Genomic DNA, 18,844 nt, shown 5'->3' with positions numbered 1-18,844 from the left:
GGCTAGAAGGTCACTATCTCGAATAAACCAAGCCAGTAGGAGGCATGGTGCGTTTCCGTGCGAAGCGTACCCCCCCTCCGCTTCTGAGATGGGAGTGGCTAAAAGCTTGCGCCGATTGGCGGTCCGTCAAGTGTGAGGCAGAAGAAATTGCCATCGGAACTTGACAGCTGTCGGACTTACCGTGAAATCAAGCAACCTAACCTGCGGCCGCGAGGACGATTGCGGCGCTCTATATCCCGTCGCTCTACCAGACGGGGAGTAGCCGTATGGTTGCCACAAAGAACATCGACAAAGCGAGCAACCCGATTTTGCGAAACCGATGCGGATTTTTAACTTGAGACCCTATGAAAAGCAGGATCGCACCATAAATTTGAATCTCTTTGCGGAACGGTTATCCACCGAGATCCCAAATTGGACGAACCTGCTATGAAGGCAGAAATGCGACCAACTCCGGTACTGATGCGATACGTAAATCAGAGGATTGACGTTGTTCTAGCGCTCATTCTTCGAGATATGCGAACACGTTTTGGCAGGTCTCACCTGAGTTATCTTGTCGCTGTGGCTTGGCCACTCACTCACATGGTTGTGATCGTTGTTAGCGCCAGTTTAACGAGCAAGGTGATACCGATTGGGACGAGCCAGTCGGTATTCGTATCAACTGGCGTGCTCCCATACATTCTGTGCTTGTATCCGGCGAGAATGATGATGGTCGCCATTGAGCCAAATAAGTCTCTATTGAATTTTCCAGTTGTAAAGATATTAGATCTTCTAATAGCAAAAGCTATAATCGAGTTCGTCACTGCATTTTCAGTTATATTGATATTCTACATTGGAGTGTATTTCGCTGATGTCGATATAATCCCAAACAACCTAGCGACGTGGGCTTGCGCAATATTGATGACCATTTATCTCGCCATTTCAATGGGCATCTTAAATGCAGTAATGGTTACGTTAACGCGAGCCTGGATAGCAGTATTCATTGGTGCAATTGTTATATCATATGTCTTGTCGGGCGCGTTCTTTCTCCCGTCTGCAATGCCGCAGGGGGTTCGCGACGTAATATGGTATAATCCAATGTTTCATTGTGTCGAATGGCTACGTTCTGCGTTCTATGAGGGGTATGGAGACGACGAACTTTCAAAGGCCTATGTTTTCTGGTTTGCCACATGTTTGCTATTGTTGGGCCTGGTTGGTGAACGTTTCGCTCGCGGGAAACTTCTTTCGTCATGATCAAACTAGACAATGTTTTCAAGTTTTATCCGGTCCGAGGAGGTTCAAGGATCATTCTTGACCATGTCACATTCAACTTTCGAGCTGGAATTTCTTATGGAATACTTGGAATTAACGGCGCCGGAAAGTCGACGACTATGCGAATTCTGGCGGGTACCGAGCTGCCGAATTCGGGTACAGTAAGGCGCGCAGCGCGCGTTTCTTGGCCTCTAGGCTTTGCGGGAGGAATGCATCCCCATCTTTCTGGGCGGGAAAATGTGCAGTTTATAGCAAGAATGTACGGGCAGAACCCGCGCCGCGCGACGGAGTTTGTCGAGGACTTTGCGGAGCTAGGAATTTACATTGACGAGCCTTTCAGGACATATTCATCTGGCATGACTCAGCGCTTAGCTTTTGGTCTATCAATGGCGATCGACTTTGAGTGTTATCTGATTGATGAAGTAACCGCAGTTGGTGACGCCCGGTTTCAGGAACGATGCAGGATTGAGCTTGCGAAAAGACGAGCGAAGTCGGATGTCATAATGGTTTCGCATTCTATGGAGACGATTCGTGATTATTGCACGCGTGCCATCGTGCTCGCGCACGGAGTGATGCATGAGTTCTCCGATTTGGACAGCGCTATCGCGTTGTATAAGAAACTGAATCTGTAGCAGCTATATCCTATGCCCGAGTCTATCAAAGCCGAAGCAATGCCAGCCTATGAAAAATCGATTGCGGTCGCACAATCGATTTCTAAAGAGTTGAGAAGCGCTTCGAGAGCCGCTCGCGTCGTCAGGCCCATAACCGCAGGCGGCGGCGGCTTCCGAGCGCGAAAAAGTGACCGCGCCTTTAAAAAAGTTATAATAGCACTTTTCGTTATGGTGTTTGTACTTCCAAACGTCGTCTCAGCGACATACCTCGCTTTCTTCGCACTCGATCAGTACGAAGCGGAGGCACGCTTGGTTGTGAAAGCCGCTGACACAACGAACCTAGAAAAGCTATCTGCATTCTCAAGCTTGTTTGGTGGCGGATCTGCGGCCGACGCCGAGATTGTTTCGCAATACGTAAAAAGTCGTGCAATGGTCGATGCGCTCCAGCAGCACATTGACCTTCGCAAGGTTTTTAGCCCGGGAATGGGCGACGTATTTGCGGAGATAGATCCCGATATCAAAGTTGATGAACTGGTGAAACACTGGAAAAGGCAAATCAGCGTAAGTGTTGAGAAAGTATCGGGACTCATAACAATTCGAATATGGACGTTTTCCCCTGATGACAGCCAACGAATCGCGAATCTAATAGTGAAAATCGCCGAGGAGACGGTAAACGGGTTAGGTCACCGTAGCCAAGCGGATGCGGTCGGTCAGACGCTAGCGACTATGAAGGCGGCTGAGGGGCGGCTTGAAAAAGCAACATCTGAATTGCGCGATGCGCGCACCAAGACGGGCGTACTTGATATCGAGTCCAGCAATGAAGTGTATGCGAAACTTTTGACATCCATTCGACTAGATCTATCGGCGGCCCAGCAAGAGGAATCGGCTCTGCTCAAGACCGTGAAGCAGGACGCCCCACAGATTGCCGCAGTGAGAGCGCGAATTGCCGCGATTTCTGAGCAGTTAAGGAATTACGAGACGCTAGTCGCTGGTGGAGGAGCTGTCGCGTTACATTCTGTAGCGGAGCAAAGCTTGGCCGATAATGCCGTTGAGCTTAGTAAGAAGGAGTTGGATCTAAAAATCGCTCAATCTGAATACGCATCTGCCTCAGCCGCCTATGAGAAAGCGCGCATGGTGAGTGAACGGCAAGCGACCTATCTTGTGCCGTTTGTAGCGCCAGCGTTGTCAGAAGAATCAAACTATCCTTCTCGCGGATTGGTAACGTCGATGATGCTGGTCGGTGCCTTCTTAGCTTGGTGCGCCATCTACGGTTTGGCCAATTTGGCACGGAACCATATGGCTTAGGCGCTGAAAACTTGTAGCTGATGGCCTCCAGAAAGACATTGCGTCGGGTCATCATATTCAACCGTGCTTGTTGGAAAACCATGCAGTTTCATATCGATGTCGATTCGCAGAATGCGATTGGAGGTTGGGTTGCCCTGGACAATCCGGCGGACATCCCGTTGTTTTGTATTAAAATTTCAGGACGTCCGGACATTAACTTTGAACCCAACTGGTATCGGCCTGATGTGGTTGATCTCGGGTTTCACGCTACAGGTCAGGTAGGTTTTGCAATAGACGAGAATATGATCCCTGACATTGCGGAAGTCCGGTCGTTGAAAATTTTCGAAACGACAACTGGGGTCATAATATACTGCCGTCTCGAACCCGAAACCATGGTTCAGAAGCGCCTCCTCCTGATCGATAGCAGTGTCTTTCCGCAGATAAATTTTGTGAGAACCTTGGCCGCTAATTTTGGGCTGCAATATCCCATGGTTGAGCGTTATTCGTTGGAAACGGCCTACTCAATTCTGACGCAGGATATCGTAAAATCGGCGTTTGTTTCTGGGGCGCTAAACTGGATGCGTGCGGCTGGGCCTGCACAGGCGTCGCAATTTGTCACCGCCGCCCTCTTACGTGATCCATTTGAGGAGCTTGCTGAGCGTTTCCTGTTTCTCAAGCATTTGGACCAGGTCCCATCAACCTCGCTCACGAGTTCGATCTTGGAGCGCCACCAACCAGTACTGTCTCTGCTGCGTGGAATGGATTTCCAAGACCGTAAGACAATCATCCGACCACTTCGCAACATGTCCAGGGAGCAACAGCGACTTTTGCGGTCGCCGATGACGTATGCTTATGGCGCAGCCCCAGACGATCAATTACAGCGTCGAAACGTGAGTGTTGCCCTGGATCACTTATCTCAGTTCAGTCTTGTTGGCATACGGGAGTATTTCGACGGTTTTACGGAATCACTTGCCGGGCTGATAGGGGTGGACGGTGTAAGGGATGCCGAATTGGTAAATCTGTCTGGAATGCCGGAGCTTGCGAGGGAGCTGATGGAAATCGGCACGGTATGCGACCTGTTAGATGAGGATATCGCTTTGTACTCTTTCGTGAAAAAAGCGGTGGAGAAAGTTGTTTCTGAGCCATTAGACAATTTGCTGACGCTTTCTCAACCTTCCGGTGAGCTTTGATGAACGGGGATGGGAACAAGGCCCCCGAAGGTGCGATCAATTCTGCCAACAACGGGAGTTTGGCAGGTAACATGGTTGTGTTCGGCGATCGTAGTGGCTTGGAACAAAACGATCGGGCGAGGAAGCGCTCCTGGGTCGAGCCAATCAGGCAGTTTGTTAAAGATAGGATTGCTGTAACCGTTCTAGAAGACGATGGATTTAGTGCGAAAGCATTGCTTTTTTGGTCGTTCTCGTTCTTTGTGTTTCTTCCGGCGTTATTGGTGTTTCTTTATTATTCCATATTCGCAGCCGATATATATTTGACTGAGACTAAGCTTACCGTCCAGGCTCCAGTTGACACGCGAGGCGATACGTCGTCGCTCGGTGCGAAGTCCACGACGGCATCCTCTCTTCTTAGTTCGCTCGGGATTAGTTCAGGAGGAAGCACTGGACAGGACGTATTAATTATTCTGGACTATCTCAAAAGTCGGACGATAGTCGCTGATTTGGGCGGGGGGCCGCAAATGCGGGCTGCGTTCGATAAACCAACTGTGGACTGGTTCACTAGACTGGGCGATGTCGATGATATCGATAGTTTATGGGTGTATTGGAAGGGGATGGTTACGGCTTCCGTTGATACCCAATCCAATATTCTCACTCTGAAAGTCAGGGCATTTTCGTCCGAAGAATCGGTAAAGCTTTCAAATGACATCGTGGGATTAAGCGAGCGCTTGATCAACGATCTGTCGGAAAGAAGTAGACGAGATGCTCTAAAGCGTTCGGAAAATGAAGTCGATGCGAGTGCCTCACGCCTCGCGGACGCCCGTACGGCTCTGCTGGAGTTTCAAAAGGAAAACAATACATTAAACCCGGTCGAAACGGCGAAGCAGCTCACGTCTGTTGTCGGTGCTTTAACTATCCAGAAGATTAAGCTCGAAAGCTCGCTGTCTTCCGCAAAGTTGGGGGGGGCCTCTGAGCGGCCCGGGGATCGCTATATACAAACGCAAATTGACGTGATCGAGCGGCAGATCGCTGAAGTAAAGGCCTCTCTTGCGAGTGGCAAGTCTGACCATACAATCGCGCAGCAGCTTAAGCAGTACGAACTACTACAGTTACGGACCATGTTTGCCGAGCAGGTGTACTCGCTGTCTCAGGCAAGCTATCAGGAGGCCCGCCAGCGACTTGAGCGGCAGCAGCGATACGTTGTGACCATAGTGCCACCAATACCGCCTGATAAGGCGACGTATCCTCAGCCTTTTGTTAACGCATTTCTGGTGTTGCTGGCCTGTTTCGTAGGGTGGTCTATATTGTCGCTTATCGCGGCTGGGGTCATGGACAGCAGTCAATAATTATGGCGCGCTTTCCCGGAAGTGTTGCCGAGCGCTGCAACGATAACCGACGATCGCCGTGCCAGCGTCTCAAAAGGTATCTTATTCAGAGGCTACCGCTGTGCCAATGCGTGTTACCACGACGGCATCCAGCCGTCGCTCGCCTACTGACCACGGGTCAAAACCGACTTGTTCTTTCCTGTCGAGTTTGGAGAATGCGCTTGCATCGAACTCCCACGGTATTTATAGCTCTTGGCCGAATCTCCCCAGACAAAAATCTCCTTTTTTAACAGGCTGAATTGAAAATCATGCGATTTAGCAAGAAAATATTCTCGAAATTAGTCGAATCTCGAGTGGCTGCAAAAAGTGGTATTAAAGGTCCTGTTTCCGGTATATCCGTAGCGGTTGAGCAGGCACTAAGCGTGGCTTTCGATAAGGATTACTATAACAATACCTATCAAGACGTCAGCGCATTAGGTGTGAACCCGTTTGAACATTATATGGAGTGGGGATGGAAAGAAGGTCGCAACCCCAGTCCGACGTTCGATAGCGCGTGGTATCTTGAGCAGAACGAAGATGTCAGAAGTTCTGGCGTCAATCCGTTTGTGCATTACGTTACGTGGGGTAGGGACGAGGGACGACTGCCGCAACCCCCTCGATATGGGCCCGAAACTAAGCAGGATCCCTATTCCGTTTGGTGTGATTTGAACGGTATGACGTCTGGATCTCGTTTAGATCTTGAAGAACTACTGTCTGCGCGTTTCGGTCGACTTCCGCGCATCAGCTTTGTGACGCCGGTTTATAATACGGATGCTGCGCTTCTGCGTTTGCTCGTATCGTCGGTTTTGGCTCAGGTCTATGACGATTGGGAGCTGTGCCTTGTTGATGATGCTAGCTCTTCTGGTCATGTCGGCAGCTTGCTCGATGAGCTTGGGGCGCTCGATGAACGTATCCGGGTCATCCGTTTGCAGGCCAATGGCGGCATCAGCGAAGCGACCAATGCCGGCGTTACGCTTGCGTCGGGGCCGGTGGTAGCCTTCCTCGATCATGATGATCTGATTACGCCGGACTGCGCTGCCGAACTGGCGATCTATTATGCAGACCATCCGGATGCGGATATGGTCTACAGCGATGATGACAAGATCGACATGGAAGGGCGCCGTTATTCTCCGCAGTTCAAGCCGGATTGGGCGCCGGTGCTGCTTCTGTCTTACATGTACATGTCCCACATATTCTCGGTCCGCAAGGAATTGTTCGAGAGACTTGGCGGTTTCCGCAAGGATTTTGACGGGGCGCAGGACTATGATTTCGCACTGCGTGCCAGCGAGTGCGCCCGCCACGTCGGACACATTCCCAAGGTGCTCTACCATTGGCGCGCAGCCCCAGGCTCGACCGCTAGTTCCGCCGATACAAAGCCCGCAAGCCTTGAACTGGGGCGGCGCGCCGTCAGGGAAGCCGTCGAGCGGCGTGGTCTGCCAGCCGAGGTCGTTCATCCGGATTGGGCTGCTGCGGCTAAGGTTGGCATGTTCGAACTGCGATTCGTCGATGACGGCCCTTCGGTCACGCTCATCATTCCCCTGCGCAACAAGGTCCATTTCCTGAAGGCATGCCTTGAATCCCTGGAAAAAACGACCTATCGCAACTACGATATACTCGTCGTCGATAACGAGAGCGACGAACCGGAAACACTCGATTATCTGGCGGGCCTCGAAGGCATGCCGCGCATCCGCGTCGTCAAGATCGCCAATCCCGATAGTGGCTTCAGCTATGCTTATGTCAACAATCAGGCCGTCCGTCACACCCAGGCGGACTACGTTCTTTTCCTGAACAACGATACCTCCGTCATATCACCGCAATGGCTGAGTCAGATGATGGGGTATGCCCGGATCGACGCTGTTGGCGCCGTTGGCGCACGCCTCTACTTCGAGGATGGCACCATCCAGCATGCGGGCATCGTCCACGGATATCACGAAGGGCTCGTCGGCCACGCCTTCCGCAACAAGCCGCCCTATGACTGGGGAACGATGGGCTTCATCCGCACAAGCCGCGAATATTCCGGGGTGACGGCGGCCTGCCTTCTCACCTCGCGCGCGCTGTTCCAGTCCCTCGGCGGTTTCGACGAGGTTAACTTTGCCGTCGCCTACAACGACGTCGATTATTGTTACCGTGTTGTGTCAGCCGGCAGGAGCTGCATCTACTGCTCCACCGCCGAGCTCTATCATTACGAAGGCAAGACTCGCGGCTTCAACGACAACCCGAAGGAGCGCGTCAACCTGCGCCGTCTATGGGGCGACTGGAACGACCGCTGGTATAATCCGAACCTGTCGCTGGAGAATGAGGACTTCGAGCCGTCCGCAGCGCGCCCGGCCACGACACGCCTTAGGTCCGTACGTGTTGTTGCAGTCAGCCACAATCTGAACTACGAAGGCGCGCCGATTACCTTCTGCGACCTGATGCAGGGGCTCAAGGCGACGGGGGGCATGGACATCACCATCGTCTCTCCCGAAGAAGGGCCGTTGCGCGCCGTCTACGAAAATGCCGGCATCCGTGTCATCGTCACGCGTCACGCCATGGCAGGCGTCACCGACGGAGAAACCTTCACAGCATGGATCGGGGGCATGGCCATGCTGTTCGAGGGGCTTGAGGCCGATGTCGTCGTCGCCAATACCCTGCGGACCTTCTGGGCCGTACAGGGCGCCCGTGCCGCAGGTATTGGAAGCCTCTGGTGCCAGCACGAAAGCGAGCCTTGGCCCACTTACTTTAACTACCTGCCCGCGAGTATAAGACCTTTCGCTTATCGTTCTTTCGCAGATGCATACAGGGTACTCTATGTCGCCGAGGCGACTCGTCGCGCATGGCGTGAGCTTGATACGAGAGGCAACTTCAAGATCATCCGCCACGGCATCCCGCCCGAAAGGCTCGCAGCGGAAATCACGCGATACGGCCGCGTCGAGGCACGCAGCAGGCTCGGCGTCGAAAAGGACGACATCGTCGTCAGCGTCGTGGGCACCGTGTGCGAGCGCAAAGGGCAGGAAGATCTCGTCAAGGCATTCGCTCTGATCGATGAAAACATCCAGACTAAGCTGCGCATCTTCATCGCGGGCCGCCTTGCGGAACACGCCTACCACGTGAAGCTCAAGACCGCAGTCAGCGCATTATCACAGGCGCTGCAAGACCGTGTCGTCATCACTGACGAAATCGAGGATCCCTTCCTCTATTACAGCGCTAGCGACATCTTCGTCTGCACGTCGCGCATCGAAAGCGCCCCTCGTGTCCTCGTTGAGGCAATGGCATGCCAACTGCCGATCATAACAACGCCAGTCTTCGGGATACCAGAACTCGTCGCGCGCGACGTTAACGCCCTCTTCTACGACCCCGCCGACATCAAGGACCTCGCCGCAAAAATTCAAAACCTAGCAAGCGACCCGATACGTAGAAGCGAAATGGCGCAGAACTCAAAACATGTCCTTGATGCCCAGCCAGGCTTCAACGATATGGTCCAGAATTACGCAATACAAATAAAACAAGCAGCAAATCTCGCTTGAATTGAAACCAATTCGACAGGTAATCGGCAAATGAGCAATGTCATCGATCCCAGACACAAGAACAAGAAGTTCAACACAAGTTCGATTGGGAACTATCTGAGCGATTACGCCGCCGCGCTCAGGGACACATTGAACGGAGTTGATCCTCTGCAGATGGCTGCCGCTTGTGAAGCAATTCTCAAGGCAACCGAGATGAGTGGGCACATCTACGTAGCTGGTAACGGCGGGTCGGCTGCGATTGCGGACCATTTGTGCTGTGACCTAACAAAAGGAACCGCGACACTCAAGCACAAGACGATTGCCACGCATTCCCTGAGTTCAAACGTTGCTTTGTACTCCGCTATCGCGAACGACTTTGGTTTTGAGAAGGTATTCTCGACACAAGTCGGATTCTTTGGCAAGGAAGGCGATGTCCTCATCGCAATTTCGTCCTCCGGAAACAGCCAGAATATTGTAAACGCCGCCGAGCAAGCAAAGGCCCTTGGCTTGATTGTTATCGGACTCACGGGTTTCGAAGGTGGTAAACTCAGACAGATATCCGATATCCCGCTGCATGCCGACGTACAGAACTACGGCGTCGTGGAGGATTGCCATCAGGCATTGATGCATATTTTAGCTCAGTATATTGCGAGCGGCAGAGACGGCTGAGTCGTGAACGATTTCGCGAAAACCATTTGGCAATTTGATGGAGTGCGCATTGAGAACCTTAGTAACGGGAGGCGCCGGTTTTATTGGCAGTTTCGTTTGCGACAGACTTCTGAAGGACGGACATTCGGTAACAGCCTACGATGATCTATCGCTAGGACGTGTTCGCAATATCGAACAGAATCTCTCCAATCCCAAGTTTCGGTTCGTCGAGGGCGACATCTTGGCCCCCCGGATGGATGAAGTGTTCGCGACTGGCGAATTTGAATGCGTGTTTCATATGGCCGCCAATTCCGATATCGCGCGGTCCCATGAATCGCCGTCGATTGATCTCGACCGTACTTTCATGACTACGTTCCGCGTCCTTGAAGCCATGAGAAAAAATGGCGTCAAGCAAATCGTGTTCGCTTCAACTTCGGCCATTTACGGTGAAACCACGGGAAGAATTAACGAATCCTATGGCCCGCTAATACCCATATCGCATTATGGCGCTGGAAAGCTGGCCTCCGAGGCATTCATAACGTCGTTTGCCGAAAACTATTCCATTCAAAGTTGGATCACGCGGTTTCCAAACGTTGTGGGGCCGAGATCAACTCACGGCGCAGTCTACGATTTCGTGCAAAAGCTGAGGAAGACCCCTGGGTCGCTGCACGTGCTTGGTAATGGCCAGCAGATAAAACCCTATCTGAACGTCGAAGATCTCGTTCAGGGAATTATGCTCGTCTGGACCAAAGCTTCCGAGAAGGTTAACATATTCAATATTGGCGCTGATACACGCACACGAGTTGCGGACATCGCCCGTATCGTTATCGAGGAAGGTCCTGCTCCGGCCGAAATAGTGTATGCAGGCGGCGACCGTGGCTGGATCGGCGACGTCCCCGAGTTCGAATATGATACAAGTTCTATTAGACAACTTGGTTGGTCGCCGTCCATGACGTCGGACGAAGCAATAAGAGTTGCCGCCGCAGCCGCTTGGAGTGAGCAAGTATGAAAACCGTCATCCTGGCGGGGGGTAAAGGCACCCGTCTTGGGCTTAACGGCATACCTAAGCCAATGGTTCCAGTCCTCGGAAAGCCGCTGCTCCAACACATCGTCGAGAATGTCAAAGCTTCAGGCTTGACGGACTTCATATTTCTCAACGGTCATCTCGGACACGTCATCGAAGAGCACTTCGGAGATGGGTCTAAATTCGGCGTAAATATTGAGCACGTCCACGAGTTGCACCCTCTCGGTACCGCGGGGTGCTTCCGGCAGATCGCTGATCGGTTGACCGAACCTTTTCTCGTCATATACGGCGACATACTTTTTGATATCGATTTTGCGTCGATGGTCGCCGCGGCGCTTCGCCGCGGTGGGGCAGGAACTCTCTTTGTACATCCCAACGACCATCCACATGACAGTGATCTTTTGTCGGTCGACTTCACCGGAAAAATTACCGCATTCTATCCCAAACCGCACGCAGAGAATGCCAGGCTGCCGAACCTGGTAAGTGCTGCGATTTACGTCCTCTATCCCAACGTCCTCAAATACATTCCCGATCAACAGGCTTCCGACTGGGGAAAGGATATATTTGAAACGCTTTGTCGTGAAGAGCGCCTTTACGCCTACCGAAGCTGCGAGTACGCCAAGGATGTGGGTACACCCGATCGCTTGCAACGGGCGGAAGCGCACCTTGCAGAAGGACGACTGGCAAGCCTCAATAAAAAATCGCCGAAGCAGTGCATCTTCTTGGACCGCGACGGCGTTATCAATGTAGAGAAGAATGGTATCTTCGATGCTTCAGAGCTTCGGCTCATTGATGGCGCTGCCTCCGCTATAAGGTTTGCGAACCGTTCCGGTATCCCCGTAATCTGCGTGACGAATCAGCCTGCAATCGCGAAGGGACAGATGGACTGGTCGGATCTGGAGGCGGTTCATGCGGAACTCGACTGCTTGCTTGCAGAGGCTGCGGGGGCATTTATTGATGCGTACTATGTCTGCCCGCATCATCCTGAGAAGGGATGGCCCGGAGAGGTTCAAGCCCTTAAAATCGAGTGTTCTTGCAGGAAACCTAAGCCTGGAATGCTTCAGGATGCATCTGTTGATCACGGGGTCGACTTGCGAAACTCATGGATCGTTGGAGATCGGTATTGCGATATCGCCAGCATGAAGGCTGTCGGCGGACGCGGAGTGCTCGTGCAAACTGGCCATAGTGGCAACGACAGGCCCGCCTTTCCGCACATCAAGCCGGACTTCATTGCATCCGATATTTCCGCCGCAATAAATTACATCGTAGGACCTTCGAAATGATCATTTCGCGTACACCCTTGCGTGTAAGCTTCGCCGGGGGAGGAACTGATCTTCCGAACTTCTACCGCCAACACGGCGGGGCAGTTTTAAGCATGTCGATCCAGAAGTACATATATCTGGCTATGCACAGCTACTTTGAGAAGGACGGCTATATACTGAAGTATTCAAAGCTTGAGGCACCTCGCACTTTGGGCGACATAGAACACCGGATCATCAAACAGGTCTTCTCTGATCTGGATATCAGACGTGTTGATTTCAATTCCAGCGCAGACGTGCCAGCGGGGACCGGCATGGGGTCGTCGAGTGCCTTTACCGTGGGGATTCTCAACCTTTGTTATGCTTATAAGGGTCAGTTCGTATCCAAGGCCACACTCGCGGAGATGGCCTGCGAAATCGAGATCAACAAGCTGAATGAGCCTATTGGTAAGCAGGATCAGTATGGTTGCGCATTGGGTGGTATCAATTTCATCCAATTTTTCGAAGACGAAAGTGTTGCTTTCGAGCCGGTGCCGTTAAGTTATGAACAAAAGCGCCAACTAGAAAGCTCGCTGATGATGTTTTATCTCGGCGGAACTCGGTCAGCGAGTGCAATTCTTTCAGAGCAAAGCAAGAACTCGGTTGAGAATGTTGATATTATCAAAAATCTCCGTTTCATGGCTGGCCAAGCCCATAGCCTCAGGCGCGACATCTGCCAAAGCGTTGATGTCCTGGGAGAGTACCTGAACGAAGGTTGGATGAGGAAACGCAAGCTTGCACCTGGGGTTTCCAACCCTCTCGTAGATGGGTGCTACGATCGGGCGCTTGCAGCCGGAGCTACGGGGGGAAAACTTCTTGGTGCAGGTGGCTCGGGATTTCTGCTGGTCTATTGTCCCCAAAAGAAGCGACAAGATGTGATCGAGGCACTCGCCGAATTTGACCTCCATGAGGTTCGAATGGATAACGCGGGAGCTACAATTGTATATAGCGATGCGTAGCTCAAGACTACGAAAGCAGATGCAACTCTCAATATCTGAGGAATGCTATGGATACGGCTGAGTTTCTATTTCCCTCTAAGCTTTCCAGGCAGGAAGTTAAATTCGAAAAGATCCTTTTGATCGGATCATGTCTTTCCGAAACATACGCAGAACGCCTGCGGGAAAGTCAGTTCTGCAAGACGTGTGATTTTGTTCTCTTCAACAATGCGATGAAGCTGCCTCCCAAGACGCGGCAGGAGATCGCTGATTATGACTTTCAATACGTACAGATCCCGCTGAGAACGGTCCTGACAGATGCTATCGTTATCGTTGACGAAAAATTGAGCGGAACGGATTCCATCGACTTCCTCGAGCTTGGTAAGCGGAACATCGACCTCCTTCTTCAAAGCGCATTGGTTTATGGAGAGGACGGCAGCCTCCTAACGCTTGTTTCGAATTTTGTCGTACCACAGGGACATGCTTCGCCCAGTCTTTCAGAAGAAGATACTCCACTCGATATTGTATACATTGTAAGAGAATTGAATTCATATTTAGCAGCAGCCATAAAGAAGTATCCAAACACCTTCCTGGCAGACATTGAGATGATCGCGAGTTCCATGGGAAAGCGCTACTTCCTTGATGACACCATTTACTTCTACACGCATGGATCCGCTCAGTACCCCTATTGGAGCGACTTAGAAGCCGCTCCTTATTGGACTGCGCCGGAGAGAGGTCGTATCGACCCGATTCCAGATCTCGGATCGACGTATGAAAATCATTCCGCACACTTTTTTAATGCGGTGTTCCGCCAGATGGAGGCAATTTACCGAACCGTCCATCAAATCGACATGGTTAAACTTGTCATATTTGATCTCGACAACACCCTTTGGCGCGGAATTCTGGGCGATCACTATCAGCCCGGTGCAAGGTGGCCCTATAACGATGGATGGCCAATGGGAATATGGGAGACGATACACCACCTCAAAAGAAGGGGTATTATGGTGAGCATCGCCTCCAAGAATGACGAGAACTATGTCAAGTCTCGCTGGCGAGATGTCATAGATCCATCGTTCATTCGTTTCGAGGATTTTATAAGTCCTCAGGTAAATTGGGAACCTAAGGCCGGAAATGTCAAGAAAATCATTGAAAGCTTGTCTCTCACGCCTTCTAGCGTAGTATTTGTCGATGATAACCCGGTTGAGCGTGAGTCGGTCGAAGCGATGTTGCCCGGCATTCGGGCTATAGGATCTGATCCATTCGTGGTCAGGCGGTTGTTGCTTTGGTCGCCGGAAATGCAGCTGGCAAGGCGGACGGACGAGTCGCTTCGGCGCGAGGGTATGCTGCGTCAGCAAATGAAACGCGAAGAGAACCGCGCGTCGCTTACTCGCGAAGAGTTTTTGCGAGACTTGGGCGCGACGATATCACTGAAAGAGATATCCAGTCTTGATCACCCTCTTTTCAGTCGTGTTTTTGAGTTGGTTAATAAAACAAACCAGTTTAACACGAACGGGCAACGGTGGAGTCATCTGGATTTTTCAACTCATCTTGATGACGGTGGTAAGGTATTTACGTTTTCGGTGAGGGACAAGTATACGGAATACGGAACTGTGGGCATTGTATTCATTGCCGGAAACGATGTTAAACAATATGTTATGAGTTGCAGAGTGCTCGGGATGGAAGTCGAGTTGGCGGCACTCGCAAAGATTTGCGCTCTTATGCGCGAGGGATCGCCCAATATTGCCATTGGCGCACAGATTGTGGAGACGCAGTCGAATATGCCTTGTCGAACATTGTTTTCCAATGCGGGTTTTGAAGAAGGTGAAAAAGGTAGGTTCACGTTGCCATTCGGTCGTGAGGCCCAAGGAGGCGGTCACGTAAAGGTGGAAATTTCTTCTTAGTGATGCATCGGCACGCGTCACCCCGTCTAGGGATAATAAGCAAGATTCGTGACTGATAGTGCTATGAACTAGGGCTTCAATCGGAAGGCTCTGTTTACAGCAAGATATGCAATGAGGGTGGCGTTGAAGTTCCTCTTGAGAGAGATTCGGCTTCTCAAATCAAGACTTAAGCACGCGATGAAAATTGCGAGAGTCAAAAGAAGAACCGAAACTCGGACAGGTTTCGTCCGGTTTTTCTATCAGGCGTTGCGAACCCATGGAGAAATTTGGTCACCCAAAAGAAATGCTTATTCTATTTGGTGTGATTTGAACGGTATGACGTCTGGATCTCGTTTAGATCTTGAAGAACTACTGTCTGCGCGTTTCGGTCGACTTCCGCGCATCAGCTTTGTGACGCCGGTTTATAATACGGATGCTGCGCTTCTGCGTTTGCTCGTATCGTCGGTTTTGGCTCAGGTCTATGACGATTGGGAGCTGTGCCTTGTTGATGATGCTAGCTCTTCTGGTCATGTCGGCAGCTTGCTCGATGAGCTTGGGGCGCTCGATGAACGTATCCGGGTCATCCGTTTGCAGGCCAATGGCGGCATCAGCGAAGCGACCAATGCCGGCGTTACGCTTGCGTCGGGGCCGGTGGTAGCCTTCCTCGATCATGATGATCTGATTACGCCGGACTGCGCTGCCGAACTGGCGATCTATTATGCAGACCATCCGGATGCGGATATGGTCTACAGCGATGATGACAAGATCGACATGGAAGGGCGCCGTTATTCTCCGCAGTTCAAGCCGGATTGGGCGCCGGTGCTGCTTCTGTCTTACATGTACATGTCCCACATATTCTCGGTCCGCAAGGAATTGTTCGAGAGACTTGGCGGTTTCCGCAAGGATTTTGACGGGGCGCAGGACTATGATTTCGCACTGCGTGCCAGCGAGTGCGCCCGCCACGTCGGACACATTCCCAAGGTGCTCTACCATTGGCGCGCAGCCCCAGGCTCGACCGCTAGTTCCGCCGATACAAAGCCCGCAAGCCTTGAACTGGGGCGGCGCGCCGTCAGGGAAGCCGTCGAGCGGCGTGGTCTGCCAGCCGAGGTCGTTCATCCGGATTGGGCTGCTGCGGCTAAGGTTGGCATGTTCGAACTGCGATTCGTCGATGACGGCCCTTCGGTCACGCTCATCATTCCCCTGCGCAACAAGGTCCATTTCCTGAAGGCATGCCTTGAATCCCTGGAAAAAACGACCTATCGCAACTACGATATACTCGTCGTCGATAACGAGAGCGACGAACCGGAAACACTCGATTATCTGGCGGGCCTCGAAGGCATGCCGCGCATCCGCGTCGTCAAGATCGCCAATCCCGATAGTGGCTTCAGCTATGCTTATGTCAACAATCAGGCCGTCCGTCACACCCAGGCGGACTACGTTCTTTTCCTGAACAACGATACCTCCGTCATATCACCGCAATGGCTGAGTCAGATGATGGGGTATGCCCGGATCGACGCTGTTGGCGCCGTTGGCGCACGCCTCTACTTCGAGGATGGCACCATCCAGCATGCGGGCATCGTCCACGGATATCACGAAGGGCTCGTCGGCCACGCCTTCCGCAACAAGCCGCCCTATGACTGGGGAACGATGGGCTTCATCCGCACAAGCCGCGAATATTCCGGGGTGACGGCGGCCTGCCTTCTCACCTCGCGCGCGCTGTTCCAGTCCCTCGGCGGTTTCGACGAGGTTAACTTTGCCGTCGCCTACAACGACGTCGATTATTGTTACCGTGTTGTGTCAGCCGGCAGGAGCTGCATCTACTGCTCCACCGCCGAGCTCTATCATTACGAAGGCAAGACTCGCGGCTTCAACGACAACCCGAAGGAGCGCGTCAACCTGCGCCGTCTATGGGGCGACTGGAACGACCGCTGGTATAATCCGAACCTGTCGCTGGAGAATGAGGACTTCGAGCCGTCCGCAGCGCGCCCGGCCACGACACGCCTTAGGTCCGTACGTGTTGTTGCAGTCAGCCACAATCTGAACTACGAAGGCGCGCCGATTACCTTCTGCGACCTGATGCAGGGGCTCAAGGCGACGGGGGGCATGGACATCACCATCGTCTCTCCCGAAGAAGGGCCGTTGCGCGCCGTCTACGAAAATGCCGGCATCCGTGTCATCGTCACGCGTCACGCCATGGCAGGCGTCACCGACGGAGAAACCTTCACAGCATGGATCGGGGGCATGGCCATGCTGTTCGAGGGGCTTGAGGCCGATGTCGTCGTCGCCAATACCCTGCGGACCTTCTGGGCCGTACAGGGCGCCCGTGCCGCAGGTATTGGAAGCCTCTGGTGCCAGCACGAAAGCGAGCCTTGGCCCACTTACTTTAACTACCTGCCCGCGAGTATAAGACCTTTCGCTTATCGTTCTTTCGCAGATGCATACAGGGTACTCTATGTCGCCGAGGCGACTCGTCGCGCATGGCGTGAGCTTGATACGAGAGGCAACTTCAAGATCATCCGCCACGGCATCCCGCCCGAAAGGCTCGCAGCGGAAATCACGCGATACGGCCGCGTCGAGGCACGCAGCAGGCTCGGCGTCGAAAAGGACGACATCGTCGTCAGCGTCGTGGGCACCGTGTGCGAGCGCAAAGGGCAGGAAGATCTCGTCAAGGCATTCGCTCTGATCGATGAAAACATCCAGACTAAGCTGCGCATCTTCATCGCGGGCCGCCTTGCGGAACACGCCTACCACGTGAAGCTCAAGACCGCAGTCAGCGCATTATCACAGGCGCTGCAAGACCGTGTCGTCATCACTGACGAAATCGAGGATCCCTTCCTCTATTACAGCGCTAGCGACATCTTCGTCTGCACGTCGCGCATCGAAAGCGCCCCTCGTGTCCTCGTTGAGGCAATGGCATGCCAACTGCCGATCATAACAACGCCAGTCTTCGGGATACCAGAACTCGTCGCGCGCGACGTTAACGCCCTCTTCTACGACCCCGCCGACATCAAGGACCTCGCCGCAAAAATTCAAAACCTAGCAAGCGACCCGATACGTAGAAGCGAAATGGCGCAGAACTCAAAACATGTCCTTGATGCCCAGCCAGGCTTCAACGATATGGTCCAGAATTACGCAATACAAATAAAACAAGCAGCAAATCTCGCTTGAATTGATAGACGAAGGGGCGAGGCGGCCTCTCGTTGAGGTGGCTGCAAGTTGCGGTAGCCACGTCAATACACGTAAAACGAAAGAATTCAATTATCGAATCCTTTACAGTCGATTGCCTACCCGCTAATCAGACGCGCAAAGCTACCGAATGAGGGCACAATGCAGTTTGAAAAACTGGACATTCCAGAAGTCATTTTGATTGAGCCGAAAAAATTCGGTGATTCTCGCGGCTACTTCGTGGAGACGTTCCGACAGGACCTCTTTGCCCTGCATGTCGGAGCGTTCGATTTTGTGCAGGATAACCAGTCGCTTTCTGCCCAAGCGGGCACGGTGCGGGGATTGCATTTTCAACTGGAGCCTATGGCGCAAGGCAAGCTCGTGCGCTGTGTCGCAGGTGCGTTGCTTGATGTTGCCGTCGATATCCGCAATGGCTCACCAACTTATGGCAAGCATGTCGCTGTGGAGCTAACATCGGACAACGGTAAACAGTTGTGGGTGCCGCCCGGATTCGCGCATGGTTTCTGTACCTTGCTGCCGGACACGGTGATCAGCTACAAGGTTACAAACTACTACAGCGCCGAGCATGATCGTGGTTTGCTCTGGAGTGATTCTGCGTTGGGCATTGACTGGCCAGTTACGGCGGACCAAGCGCGTTTGTCCGCAAAAGATGAAAGCCAGCCGAAACTAGACGACCTCGGCAGCTTTTTCAATTACTGAATATTCTTGC

At 52.5% G+C, this 18,844-nt stretch carries 13 protein-coding genes; all 13 read left to right on the top strand.

The features are described from left to right. Window positions 1-426: 426 nt before the first annotated feature. On the top strand, window positions 427-1,230 hold the full coding sequence (locus IB279_RS20265) for an ABC transporter permease (RefSeq protein WP_192339674.1): 804 nt from the start codon (window positions 427-429) through the stop codon (window positions 1,228-1,230). Then, window positions 1,227-1,880 (top strand): ABC transporter ATP-binding protein, encoded by a 654-nt coding sequence (locus IB279_RS20260; RefSeq protein ID WP_192339672.1) that lies wholly within the window; start codon window positions 1,227-1,229, stop codon window positions 1,878-1,880. The genes IB279_RS20265 and IB279_RS20260 overlap by 4 nt, the downstream gene beginning before the upstream one ends. Before the next feature lie 12 nt (window positions 1,881-1,892). Then, window positions 1,893-3,164, top strand: coding sequence for a hypothetical protein (locus IB279_RS20255; protein WP_192339670.1), 1,272 nt, complete (start codon window positions 1,893-1,895; stop codon window positions 3,162-3,164). Between the two features lie 80 nt (window positions 3,165-3,244). Continuing rightward, on the top strand, window positions 3,245-4,333 hold the full coding sequence (locus IB279_RS20250) for a hypothetical protein (RefSeq protein ID WP_192339668.1): 1,089 nt from the start codon (window positions 3,245-3,247) through the stop codon (window positions 4,331-4,333). Beyond that, window positions 4,333-5,661 carry a hypothetical protein gene (locus tag IB279_RS20245; protein ID WP_192339666.1) on the top strand — a complete coding sequence of 443 codons (1,329 nt, stop codon included), beginning with the start codon at window positions 4,333-4,335 and terminating at the stop codon, window positions 5,659-5,661. The genes IB279_RS20250 and IB279_RS20245 overlap by 1 nt, the downstream gene beginning before the upstream one ends. A gap of 401 nt (window positions 5,662-6,062) precedes the next feature. Continuing rightward, window positions 6,063-9,185 carry a glycosyltransferase gene (locus IB279_RS20240; RefSeq protein WP_192339664.1) on the top strand — a complete coding sequence of 1,041 codons (3,123 nt, stop codon included), beginning with the start codon at window positions 6,063-6,065 and terminating at the stop codon, window positions 9,183-9,185. A gap of 30 nt (window positions 9,186-9,215) precedes the next feature. Beyond that, window positions 9,216-9,833, top strand: a complete 618-nt coding sequence (locus IB279_RS20235) for an SIS domain-containing protein (protein WP_192339662.1) — start codon at window positions 9,216-9,218, stop codon at window positions 9,831-9,833. A 49-nt stretch (window positions 9,834-9,882) separates the two neighbouring features. Continuing rightward, entirely contained in the window at window positions 9,883-10,821 is a 939-nt protein-coding gene (locus IB279_RS20230; protein WP_192339660.1) for an NAD-dependent epimerase/dehydratase family protein, read from the top strand. Then, a complete protein-coding gene (locus tag IB279_RS20225) occupies window positions 10,818-12,119 on the top strand; it encodes an HAD-IIIA family hydrolase (RefSeq protein ID WP_192339658.1) in 1,302 nt (433 codons plus the stop codon). The genes IB279_RS20230 and IB279_RS20225 overlap by 4 nt, the downstream gene beginning before the upstream one ends. Next, window positions 12,116-13,093 (top strand): GHMP kinase, encoded by a 978-nt coding sequence (locus IB279_RS20220; protein ID WP_192339656.1) that lies wholly within the window; start codon window positions 12,116-12,118, stop codon window positions 13,091-13,093. The genes IB279_RS20225 and IB279_RS20220 overlap by 4 nt, the downstream gene beginning before the upstream one ends. 47 nt (window positions 13,094-13,140) lie before the next feature. Beyond that, the gene (locus tag IB279_RS20215) at window positions 13,141-14,970 is read left to right on the top strand and encodes an HAD family hydrolase (protein ID WP_192339654.1); all 1,830 of its coding nucleotides are present in this window, start codon (window positions 13,141-13,143) and stop codon (window positions 14,968-14,970) included. A 123-nt stretch (window positions 14,971-15,093) separates the two neighbouring features. Then, window positions 15,094-18,117 carry a glycosyltransferase gene (locus IB279_RS20210; RefSeq protein WP_192339652.1) on the top strand — a complete coding sequence of 1,008 codons (3,024 nt, stop codon included), beginning with the start codon at window positions 15,094-15,096 and terminating at the stop codon, window positions 18,115-18,117. A gap of 159 nt (window positions 18,118-18,276) precedes the next feature. Then, window positions 18,277-18,834 (top strand): dTDP-4-dehydrorhamnose 3,5-epimerase, encoded by a 558-nt coding sequence (gene rfbC / locus IB279_RS20205; protein ID WP_192339650.1) that lies wholly within the window; start codon window positions 18,277-18,279, stop codon window positions 18,832-18,834. The last annotated feature ends 10 nt before the right edge of the window (window positions 18,835-18,844 follow it).

Source organism: Ensifer sp. ENS06 (assembly GCF_014852205.1).
GTDB classification, from domain to species: domain Bacteria; phylum Pseudomonadota; class Alphaproteobacteria; order Rhizobiales; family Rhizobiaceae; genus Ensifer; species Ensifer adhaerens.
This window is presented reverse-complemented; position numbering and strand designations above follow the sequence as displayed.

Bases quoted from the DNA above. Each gene is read 5' to 3' on its own strand.
- IB279_RS20265 (WP_192339674.1), top strand. From the start codon at position 427: ATGAAGGCAGAAATGCGACCAACTCCGGTACTGATGCGATACGTAAAT.
- IB279_RS20260 (WP_192339672.1), top strand. From the start codon at position 1,227: ATGATCAAACTAGACAATGTTTTCAAGTTTTATCCGGTCCGAGGAGGT.
- IB279_RS20255 (WP_192339670.1), top strand. From the start codon at position 1,893: ATGCCCGAGTCTATCAAAGCCGAAGCAATGCCAGCCTATGAAAAATCG.
- IB279_RS20250 (WP_192339668.1), top strand. From the start codon at position 3,245: ATGCAGTTTCATATCGATGTCGATTCGCAGAATGCGATTGGAGGTTGG.
- IB279_RS20245 (WP_192339666.1), top strand. From the start codon at position 4,333: ATGAACGGGGATGGGAACAAGGCCCCCGAAGGTGCGATCAATTCTGCC.
- IB279_RS20235 (WP_192339662.1), top strand. From the start codon at position 9,216: ATGAGCAATGTCATCGATCCCAGACACAAGAACAAGAAGTTCAACACA.
- IB279_RS20225 (WP_192339658.1), top strand. From the start codon at position 10,818: ATGAAAACCGTCATCCTGGCGGGGGGTAAAGGCACCCGTCTTGGGCTT.
- IB279_RS20220 (WP_192339656.1), top strand. From the start codon at position 12,116: ATGATCATTTCGCGTACACCCTTGCGTGTAAGCTTCGCCGGGGGAGGA.
- IB279_RS20215 (WP_192339654.1), top strand. From the start codon at position 13,141: ATGGATACGGCTGAGTTTCTATTTCCCTCTAAGCTTTCCAGGCAGGAA.
- rfbC (WP_192339650.1), top strand. From the start codon at position 18,277: ATGCAGTTTGAAAAACTGGACATTCCAGAAGTCATTTTGATTGAGCCG.